This is a genomic window from Pseudoalteromonas sp. KS88, assembly GCF_004766475.1.
GTDB lineage: Bacteria > Pseudomonadota > Gammaproteobacteria > Enterobacterales > Alteromonadaceae > Pseudoalteromonas.
Map to the genome: position 1 here is coordinate 116,089 of NZ_PYHV01000020.1, position 7,346 is coordinate 123,434.

Here is a 7,346-nt window from a genome sequence, read left to right on the forward strand (position 1 = left end):
CAGATGTTATTGCTACTAAGCTTGTAGGAACCAGCTTTAGCTGCGAATAAATTTTGCATTCCCTTCATTTACTTCTCATTCTCTCTTTGTGCAAAAAAATATTTAAAAAACTGACTCACAATGAGGCTTAGAGGCGTTTCGCTTTAAGAGGAAATAAAGCCGTGATTTAGCTCAGCAAACTTACAATAAAAGTTATCGCGATAAATAACCACCTACAGTAATTCATTACCTTGAAACTGCTTTTTATCATTAATTCTCGTTGGGTTTCGCTATGCTCTAGCCACCTATTTGATCCAAATCAACTTCTTTACGGCTCTTTTAATAATCAGGAAAATAGCTTGATCTGGATCAGTTCAAAGCCGCAAAAATAGACCTATGATTACCCCATAGACATCAGGAGGCAATTATGGACGTATTCTTTAGAGATTTTTTTAGCGACCCAGTATTATTTTTATCATTTGGTTTTCTAGGAGTCGTTGTTAGTTTATGCCTTTTCTTTGTGTATTTTTTCATGAAAAAAGTACACGATGCAGATATTAACGAACAGCATTAAGCACGACGCGCAAAGCCCCTATCAACCTAGTTGATTAGGGGCTTTTTATTTACCTCATTACCTTGGCTATACGAGTGAAAAATTTGTTACACTAATCCCTCGATTAGCTGAACAGTTACCAAAAATGCTTTCTCATTTTAATCCTGCATGGTGGATGCGAAACCGTCATGTGCAAACTATCATACCGCGTTTCTTTCGTCCTTTTCATAATACGCGTTACCAATTAGAGCTACTTGATACTCCTGACGGTGATTTTTTAGAGCTTGCGTGGTCGTTACCTAAAAACGATGATGCTCCGCTTGCTATCGTACTGCATGGCCTTGAAGGCAACATTAATAGCTTTTATGCCAAAGGCATGATGAAAGCATTAAAAAAGCAGGGCTATCAAGTAGTACTAATGCATTTTCGCAATTGTTCAACACAGGCAAATAAACTGCCCCGCGCTTATCATAGCGGCGAAACAGGCGACCTTGATTTCTTTGTTAAACAACTTAAACAACAGTTTCCAAACCGTCCTATGGTTGCGGTTGGCTTTTCATTAGGGGGGAATGTACTCGCTAAGTACGTAGGCGAACAAGGCGCTGACTGTTTACTTGACGGTGCAGCGGTTGTGTCTGCCCCTTATGATTTATCACCATCGTGCCAAGTTATTCGTAAAAGCTTAGGTAAAATTTATCAAAAATATTTACTCGATCGGATGAAAAAATCCATGCGTCGCAAACTGCCGCAAATTAAACAACAAATCGATTTAACCCCCGAGCAGTTGATGGAGATTGATGATTTATGGCAGTTTGATAATAAACTCACCGCCCCTTTGCATGGCTTTAAAGACGCGGAAGATTATTACCAACAAGCCAGCGCAATGCCCTATTTAAAACACATTGCGACCCCAACCTTGGTTGTACATGCTAAGGATGATCCAATGCTGTCGATTAAAGCGGTTCCGAGTAGGCAAGATGTGAGCGAGCATGTTACGCTACGCATCTCTGAAAAAGGGGGGCATGTAGGTTTTATATCAGGTAAAAACCCCTTTAAGCCTATTTTTTGGTTAGAAAAAATAGTTCCTGAGTACTTTAATCAAGTCGTTATAAAAGGGCCACTATGATCATTCCACACCAGCAACTCGATAAAGATACACTTTATAACTTAATTGAAAGTTACGTTTTACGCGAAGGCACCGATTACGGTGAGCAAGAATTCAGTATTGAAAGTAAAGTAGCGCAAGTCAATCAGCAGCTAAAAAATGGTGAAGCCATGGTATTTTTCTCTGAGCTGCACGAGTCGGTCACCATTATTTCAAAAAACGAGTTCAAAGCCATGCAAAGTGAAGAGCAACATCAGCAGCAATAACTATAAATTAAAGCTTAATTGTTGCTTTAATTTACTTGCTTGACGACGAGATATTTCAACTTGCGCACCATTACTGAGCTTTGCTAATAGCCCATAGTTAATAGTTTCTTCGAGTTCTATTATCGCGTCTAGTCGTATTATGTCACTGCGGCTTGCTCGTAAAAAGTAATCTGGATTTAAGCGAGCTTCAATTTTAGTTAAAGAGCTATGAATATAGGCCTTCCCGAAAGCAGTATAGATCGCCGCATGATTACCAATACTTTCAAACCTTAAAATATCTGCCAATTTGATAATTTTCATGTTCTCAGAAAATTTAACCATCAATTTAAAGTTATCATCTAAGTAACTAACAGGGCGCTGTGTCAGTTGCCCTTCCAGCTTTTCTAAGGTGCCTTCTAAACGCTCTTTTACAATGGGCTTTAGTAAATAGTCAACGGCATTAAGACTAAAGGCATCTACAGCAAACTCGTTGTAGGCTGTGCAAAATATAATAGGTGTCTCACCTGCAAGCTGCTCTGCAAGCTCAATACCTGTGCCGCCCGGCATTTCAATATCAAGAAAAACAACATCAGGCTTATGCTTTTTTATTAATTCATTGGCATGGCTAATATTTTCAGCCTCATCAATTATATCTATGTGCTTATAAGGCTTTAATAACCGAGCTAACTCATTTCGAGCAAGGAGCTCATCATCAACAATTAATGCTGTTATGGTTGGCTTATTATGCAGCATAGGGCACCTCCAAAGTTGCATTAAACTGACCGCTCTGTTTTTGAATGAGTAATTTACCTCGTTGCGCAAACATTAGTTCAAGTCTTGATTGAATATTCTGTAATCCTAATTTGGTGCCGGACTTAAGTTTCGTTTCATCAAAAGGGTTACTCACTGTAATCGTGACAGTTTCCCCTGTTCTCACTACATTTACTTTTATTTCTCCACCCTCTTCTAAATGAGCAATGCCATGCTTTGTGGCGTTTTCAATTAAAGTTAATAAAGCCATACTCGGTAACACAACTTTTTTTAACGAATCATCACACTGCATTGAAACTTGTAGCCGTTTACCAAACCTTACTTTTTCAATCGCTAAATAATGTTCACATACCTTCCACTCTTGATCAAAGTTGACGTGGGTTTGTAAGTCTGTGGTGAGGTTATATCTAAATAACTCCGAAAGCTGAGTAACAATATCAGCAGCTTTATCTTGATCTTGGTAAATCATGCCGCGAATTGTATTTAAAGTATTGAATAAAAAATGAGGGTTTATTTGGTTTTTAAGGCTTTCAAGTTGCTGCTCTTTCAGCTGGCTCATAATAAGCTTTTTCTCTCTTCGCGATACAACAGCTAAGTAACAACCACTCCATATTAAACTCATTACTAATGCATTTAAAAAGCTTGAGATTATTCCGGTAAACTGTTTCTCATTTAAATCTACGGCTGTTTCTCCATACATTTGTATGCTCATACTCGACGCGCTCTCAGGTAAAATGAAAGGCGTAAAATAAATCACATTCAGCGTCTGCATTAGCGCTAACAAAATAGACAATGCACTTAGCAAAAAAATATTGAGTCGGGCTATTTTTAACTTACCACATAGCCTGTTACCTAGGGTGTAAAGGATAAAATGTGTCAATAAAACAAATACAGATGCATGCGAGATAGTCCTTAAAAGCAAATTAGCATGGTGCTCAATTGACGTATTTAATAACGCAACTCCTAAACTATAGTTTATAAGCACAATACTAATAAAAACTAAAAACTGACAAAGCCAATAAGTTCGCATGGGCACACTCCTTTGATAATACACAGTATTGTACCCAAGCCATGTTAGTTTGCTACTCAAAACTTTGATATTAAAGTAAAAAACATTGATTGATTATTACCTACACTTAGGTAACCCGCGCTAAATAAAGCATATTTTGCCTTGGTTGTCTCAAGTGCCAACTTATACCCAGTCTCGTTTTTTAACGCATCACGATGCTCTAGAGCCGCATTCACCACAAAATCCTTATAAAAATTATATTTGCCACCGAGACGCGTAATATTAAATGTTTGAGAACCAACGCGATTATTAACTTCAAGTTGCTGCTTCATTAATGCACTTTCGATATAAAAATGTGTCTTATCTGAATATGCCCAATTAACCCCTAAGGTGATTTCGGTTTGAGTTAAATTAGATTTACTGCCCTCTTCATTTATTTGGTGCTGCAAACGCCCATAAAGATCAGCCTTACCATTAAGCTGGTCTTCTGAAAGCTCGCTCAATGAAGCTTGGTAATTAATACCAACACCGTTACCATCAAACACGTCTTTTATTTTGGCTGTTTGAAAGTCAACAGAGAAACCCTCATGGAATTTAAGCACTAAATCGGTTTTATCATCTGTTTCATTGGCGTAACTAATTGATGACAATCCCAGTAATAATACTGCTAAGGTTGGTTTTAAAGATAGTTTGCACTGCTTATTGTTGATAGTAAATTGCATAGTGATACCCCTTAAATTGCAGTACGCCTTAGATGCATACTGAGTCTTTGTTGGCTAGGACTATAACGATTACGCTTGATACCTAAGGGTAATAAGTGATTAATGGCTAAAAAAGAGGATAAACGGATAGTAGGCAGGACGAATCGATTGTTGTTACAATCATTAGCATTATTATAATAAAACAGGTAAGAACATGAAATTACGTCTAGCACTTAGCGCCATCGCACTCACCGTTGCAGGGGCACACGCTGCGCAAGTTACCCCTTCGGATAAAGCAATCAAGCTTGCTCACGATACCATTTTAATCGACACCCACATTGATGTACCTTACCGTATTCATGATAAATGGGCAGATGTAACTAAAGCCACTGAGGGCGGTGACTTTGACTACCCACGCGCGGTTGAAGGTGGTTTAAACGCCCCATTTATGTCGATTTATATTCCTGCTCATTTAGAGTTTGAAGGAAAAGGTAAAAGCTATCAATTAGCAAACCAGTTAATTGATGGGATGGAAGCGATTGCACAGCGCGCCCCTGACAAGTTTGCTATTGCTGACTCTACAAGCGATATAGAGCAACAGTTTAGAGACAAAAAAATATCAATCGCAATGGGCATGGAGAACGGCTCACCTATTGAAGGTGACATGAAAAACCTAAAACACTTTTTTGACCGTGGTATAAGGTATATCACGCTAGCTCACTCTCAAAGCAATCATATATCTGATTCATCGTATGATATTCGCCGTAAATGGAAAGGCTTAAGCCCATTTGGTAAAGAGCTAATAAAAGAGATGAATAACATTGGCATGTTGATTGATGTATCACATATATCTGATGATGCGTTTTACCAAGTAATGGCGCTGTCGAAAACTCCTGTTATTGCATCACATTCATCATTACGTAAGTACACCCCTGGTTTTGAGCGCAATATGGATGACAAGATGTTATTAGCGCTGAAAGAAAACGGCGGCGTTATTCAGATAAACTTTGGTTCAAGCTTTGTTACCTCAAGCTCGCGTAATTGGTACGATCAATTAAATGACAAAAAAGACGCGGCAAAAAAGCAAGGTACTAAGTTAAGCAAAGATTTTGATGCGATGTACCGCGCTAAAAATCCATTCCCTTTTGCCAGCCTGGAGCAAGTACTTGATCATATTGATCACGTTGTTGAGTTAATTGGCATCGATTATGTAGGTATTGGCTCTGATTATGATGGTGTAGGTGACTCGCTTCCTATCGGCTTAAAAGATGTTTCTACTTACCCGAACCTAGTACAAGGATTGATGGATAGAGGCTACAGCGACACCGATATTAAAAAGATTTTAAGCGGTAATACGCTTCGCGTTTGGAAACAAGCGGAGCAATACGCACAACAACATTAGTTCACAAGCCCAGTTAACCTGAACTCTGGAGACTAATAAATATATTTGTGATTTAATATCAATATATTAGTACATCTCTTAACCAGAGTTCAGGTTAGTTAATTAGGGCTTTGCTTTGGTGAAAGCGATTGAATCAGCGTTTTCACCACAACTTCTTGAGACTCTATTCCCGCTTTTTTGATTAACTCATAAAGCGCATCATTGTCAGGAAATGCGTCTAACGTACAACTGAACTGCTTTTTTAAGTCATATTGGTAATGTTCAGCCTCTAAAAGCAGCTCACCCGATGATAATTGGTATAAAACGCCTCTCGCGTTAGTATTGAGTGCGTTATCCTCAGCGTAGTAACCATCTTTTGAACGGTATTCAAACGTACCACTAAGCACTAATAAAAGATCAATTTCTAAGCGCTCTTTAAGCTTGATGTTAGTAAATTGAGATGCGCCTATTTCATCATTGATAAAAGATAGCGTCTCCCGATTCAATGGCTTTAACACAACACCATCGGTAGCAAACTTGGTCACAGCATATTGCACTAACTGCTCATTTAATGCTGCTGGCAGTAAATAGCGTTGCTCCTCGTTATTAAATACTGTGAACCCGGTATGTTCACACTGTAGCGCATCGCCAATTATGGAAATCACCCCTATTGTTTTGAGCGTGTTCGATGTCGTTGGCGGTGTAATCGAACTTTTGCTTAGCCGCGTTTGATTAGTGGGTGCTGTTTGGATTGTACAACCCGTTAAAAAAAATAAAATAAACAACCACCTAAACATATATTTCCCTTCGTTTGTGTTTGAGATCTGTATAACTATATTCAGCATATGAGCGAGGCTATGACCATAAAAGTTCATAATAGATGCGATGACCCTTCGGGCTAATATGACTATACTAAAAAGCGTAGAGTCAGAACATATTAAATGTCGAGTATGCTTACAATAAAAACACATAGTGGTATTACTATAAATTACCAAGATACAGGTAATAAAACCGCTCCTGTTATTATTTTAATTATGGGTCTCGGTGCGCAACTCACGGTATGGCCTGATGAGTTATATTTAGGCCTTGTAGCTAAAGGCTTTAGAGTAATCCGTTTTGATAACCGCGATGCCGGGCTTTCAAGCCAACTTGATCAATTTGGTAGCCCTAACCTATTTAAAATCTGGCTAAGTAAACGTTTGCCTATTAAAACCCATATTCCATATACGTTAGATGATATGGCAAATGATGTATTAGAATTAATGGCCGCATTAAAAATCAAAAAAGCACATTTAGTGGGTGCATCAATGGGAGGAATGATTGCGCAATTGATTGCCGCAAAAAATAAAAAGAAGGTTCTAAGTTTAACCTCCATTATGTCGAGTTCTGGCAAGCCAAAACTCTCTGCATCGAGTTTAAAACTATTTTTACAGCTGGCAAAACATCGTCCGCGTCAATTTAGTCGTGATAGTGCTATACATTATAATATAAAGCTTAATCAATTAATTGGCAGTCCAGCGTACCCTCAAAACGAACAATCTTTGCGTAAACAAGCCACATTAGGAGTAGATAGAGCACACAACCCACAAGCTGTCTCTTATA

The 7,346-nt window shown here is 38.4% G+C and carries 9 protein-coding genes; 5 read left to right on the forward strand and 4 right to left on the reverse strand.

Features of this window, described 5'->3' with window-relative positions:
• Nucleotides 1–406 precede the first annotated feature (406 nt).
• From C7Y70_RS20540 to C7Y70_RS14470, 3 genes are all read left to right on the forward strand, one after another.
• Entirely contained in the window at nucleotides 407–553 is a 147-nt protein-coding gene (locus C7Y70_RS20540; protein WP_167850831.1) for a hypothetical protein, read from the forward strand.
• A gap of 124 nt (nucleotides 554–677) precedes the next feature.
• Nucleotides 678–1,658, forward strand: a complete 981-nt coding sequence (locus C7Y70_RS14465; protein ID WP_135475411.1) for a hydrolase — start codon at nucleotides 678–680, stop codon at nucleotides 1,656–1,658.
• Entirely contained in the window at nucleotides 1,655–1,903 is a 249-nt protein-coding gene (locus C7Y70_RS14470) for a YheU family protein (protein WP_135475412.1), read from the forward strand. Before C7Y70_RS14465 ends, C7Y70_RS14470 begins: the two co-directional genes overlap by 4 nt.
• On the opposite strand, the gene C7Y70_RS14475 is transcribed toward C7Y70_RS14470, so the two are convergent.
• From C7Y70_RS14475 to C7Y70_RS14485, 3 genes are read right to left on the reverse strand one after another with little or no spacing between them, the layout of a single operon-like run.
• The gene (locus C7Y70_RS14475; protein ID WP_028834815.1) at nucleotides 1,904–2,635 is read right to left on the reverse strand and encodes a LytTR family DNA-binding domain-containing protein; all 732 of its coding nucleotides are present in this window, start codon (nucleotides 2,633–2,635) and stop codon (nucleotides 1,904–1,906) included. It abuts the gene before it with no gap.
• Nucleotides 2,625–3,683: a histidine kinase gene (locus C7Y70_RS14480; protein ID WP_135475413.1), complete on the reverse strand. Its 1,059-nt coding sequence runs from the start codon at nucleotides 3,681–3,683 to the stop codon at nucleotides 2,625–2,627. The genes C7Y70_RS14475 and C7Y70_RS14480 overlap by 11 nt, the downstream gene beginning before the upstream one ends.
• A gap of 56 nt (nucleotides 3,684–3,739) precedes the next feature.
• Entirely contained in the window at nucleotides 3,740–4,384 is a 645-nt protein-coding gene (locus tag C7Y70_RS14485) for a hypothetical protein (protein ID WP_135475414.1), read from the reverse strand.
• 193 nt (nucleotides 4,385–4,577) lie between these two features.
• On the opposite strand from C7Y70_RS14485, the gene C7Y70_RS14490 reads away from it, so the two are divergent.
• Entirely contained in the window at nucleotides 4,578–5,765 is a 1,188-nt protein-coding gene (locus tag C7Y70_RS14490) for a dipeptidase (RefSeq protein WP_135475415.1), read from the forward strand.
• Between the two features lie 98 nt (nucleotides 5,766–5,863).
• Here C7Y70_RS14490 and C7Y70_RS14495 read toward each other — a convergent pair whose 3' ends face one another.
• Nucleotides 5,864–6,541, reverse strand: a complete 678-nt coding sequence (locus tag C7Y70_RS14495; protein WP_135475416.1) for a hypothetical protein — start codon at nucleotides 6,539–6,541, stop codon at nucleotides 5,864–5,866.
• Between the two features lie 153 nt (nucleotides 6,542–6,694).
• Between C7Y70_RS14495 and C7Y70_RS14500 the strand changes: the two genes are divergently transcribed.
• On the forward strand, nucleotides 6,695–7,346 hold a 652-nt coding region (locus tag C7Y70_RS14500; protein ID WP_135475417.1), incomplete at its 3' end, for an alpha/beta hydrolase.

Coding starts and splice junctions, on each gene's coding strand:
- C7Y70_RS20540 (WP_167850831.1), top strand. CDS start 407: ATGGACGTATTCTTTAGAGATTTTTTTAGCGACCCAGTATTATTTTTA.
- C7Y70_RS14465 (WP_135475411.1), top strand. CDS start 678: ATGCTTTCTCATTTTAATCCTGCATGGTGGATGCGAAACCGTCATGTG.
- C7Y70_RS14470 (WP_135475412.1), top strand. CDS start 1,655: ATGATCATTCCACACCAGCAACTCGATAAAGATACACTTTATAACTTA.
- C7Y70_RS14475 (WP_028834815.1), bottom strand. CDS start 2,635: ATGCTGCATAATAAGCCAACCATAACAGCATTAATTGTTGATGATGAG.
- C7Y70_RS14480 (WP_135475413.1), bottom strand. CDS start 3,683: ATGCGAACTTATTGGCTTTGTCAGTTTTTAGTTTTTATTAGTATTGTG.
- C7Y70_RS14485 (WP_135475414.1), bottom strand. CDS start 4,384: ATGCAATTTACTATCAACAATAAGCAGTGCAAACTATCTTTAAAACCA.
- C7Y70_RS14490 (WP_135475415.1), top strand. CDS start 4,578: ATGAAATTACGTCTAGCACTTAGCGCCATCGCACTCACCGTTGCAGGG.
- C7Y70_RS14495 (WP_135475416.1), bottom strand. CDS start 6,541: ATGTTTAGGTGGTTGTTTATTTTATTTTTTTTAACGGGTTGTACAATC.